General features: G+C 51.8%; 1 protein-coding gene. It reads left to right on the top strand.

Features of this window, described 5'->3' with window-relative positions:
• The first annotated feature begins 55 nt into the window (after positions 1 to 55).
• Positions 56 to 1285: an ISL3 family transposase gene (locus RC85_RS25690; RefSeq protein ID WP_068267800.1), complete on the top strand. Its 1230-nt coding sequence runs from the start codon at positions 56 to 58 to the stop codon at positions 1283 to 1285.
• Positions 1286 to 1585: the final 300 nt, after the last annotated feature.

Raw genomic sequence — 1585 nt, 5'->3', positions numbered from 1 at the left:
GGTCCATCGCGGAATTTTGTGGGTCCTGTAAAATTCTCCGAGAAGGAGAACGCAAATGCAAGACACGGAACTTTATCAACAGATCCTTGGCATTGAGACGCCTTGGGAAGTATCGAACGTTGATCTGAACATGGAACTTGGTGAGATCGTCGTTAGTGTGCGTCACGCACAAGGCACGAAGTTCTGCTGCCCTCAGTGCGATCAGAAATTGAGCTGCTATGACCATTCTCCATCGCGTCGCTGGCGTCACTTGGACAGCTGCCAATTCAAGACGATGCTGGAAGCTTCGATCCCCCGAGTGGATTGTCCCGAACACGGCGTGAAACTGGTTCAAGTTCCCTGGTCCAGTCCCAACAGTCGCTTCACGTTGATGTTCGAGGCCTTTGCGATCCGCTTGCTCAAGGCAACACAAACGATCGAAGGCGCTCGCACGATTCTGCGAACTGGCTGGGAAGCGACCTGGACGATTCTTGAGCGAGCCGTCGAGCGTGGGCAAGCTCGAAAGCAATCCAGTCCACTGCCTCACATTGGCATCGACGAGAAGTCTTTCAAGAAAGGGCAGAACTACATTACTCTGATTTACGACCTCGACAACAGTACGGTTGAAGCGATCTCCGAAGGCCACAACAAAGAGGCCGCCAACGAATGCTTTTCTCAACTTTTACCGGGTCAAATCGAAACCGTCGAAGCCATCGCGATGGACATGAGCTCTGCTTTTGTGAACGCTGCAAAGTCCAACATTCCCCTGGCAGAAACAAAGATTGTGCACGACCGTTTTCATGTGATGAAGCTGGTCAACGAAGCGGTAGACAAGGTTCGCAAGCAAGAGAACAAGCGTCTCCGCAGCGAAGGTGACGACACGCTAACAGGGACTCGTTACCTGTTTCTGAAGAACTATGACAACCTCAAGGAATCAAGCCAGCAGCGTCTTGATGCGTTGTTTTCTTTCAAACTCGAAACTGGCAAGGCATGGACTTACAAAGAGATGCTTCGCGATCTTTGGCATCACGACACCGCCAAGGAGGCGAAAGAGTTTTTCAGGTGGTGGTACCGCAAGGTGATTCACACTCGGCTGGAGCCAATGAAGAAGGTCGCACGCACGATCAAAACTCGCATCGACAACGTCGTCAGCTACTGCACCTTCAGTGGAATATCAAACGGAGTTGCCGAAGGAATCAACAGCAAGATTCAATCGATCAAGCGACGAGTTGGCGGCTACAGAAACAGGCAAAACTACAAAACAGCGATCTTCTTTTACTGCGGTGGACTCGACCTCGACCCATAGAGATCCGCGGTGGACCTTTTTATACAACCGCTTGGCCTATCTTCGACGCGGCGCCTAGTCGACTTTCGGCTCAAACAAAGGGGATGTCCGGGAATCAGCACCGACTGCTGAACCGGGTTTTCTCCAGACGCCTGATTCGATCGTTTGGCATGTCCAACGATCGTCTTTCTTTGCAAGTGTCCGGAACGCGCACAATTGATCACAGTTTCGACCGCTTGATTGTAATCAATGCGCACGCCGGGGTTCGTGCCAAGACCTCCAAGCGAACCCCTGAACCAATTTCCTCCCTACCCTGGACCA

Origin of the sequence: Rubripirellula obstinata (assembly GCF_001642955.1) — a bacterium.
Lineage (GTDB): Bacteria > Planctomycetota > Planctomycetia > Pirellulales > Pirellulaceae > Rubripirellula > Rubripirellula obstinata.
Note: the sequence above shows the minus strand (reverse complement) of the source record. Positions and strands in the feature narration are given on the sequence as shown.